The 274-nt window shown below is 50.4% G+C and carries 1 protein-coding gene; it reads right to left on the reverse strand.

The window, feature by feature from the left end:
• A partial coding sequence (locus SB773_RS31630; protein ID WP_410594276.1) for a LysR family transcriptional regulator substrate-binding protein occupies positions 1–263 on the reverse strand: 263 nt, incomplete at its 3' end.
• Positions 264–274 lie beyond the last annotated feature (11 nt).

The following is a 274-nucleotide window of genomic DNA, read 5'->3' on the forward strand; positions in this document are numbered from 1 at the left end:
TGGGTCAAGGCTACAGAATCATAGTGAGCCAGCTCATGCCTTGCGGATACTACCAATACGTACTCTTCACGATAAAGCGGGATACTCACGAGACGACTGTCCGGAGCCATGAGGAGTGTAATCCCTACGTCGACTTCATTCTCAAGCACCTGCTTTGTAATTTCGATTGTAGAGGCAGACAGGCTCAAGCGGATGCTCGGAAAGCGCTGGTAAAAATCGATAAACAAGGGGGTTAGGCGGTAGTCGAGCTCTGCCGGTAACACACCGACAGATA

This window comes from Bacillus sp. SIMBA_074 (assembly GCF_046534555.1).
Classification (GTDB): domain Bacteria; phylum Bacillota; class Bacilli; order Bacillales; family Bacillaceae_G; genus Bacillus_A; species Bacillus_A mycoides.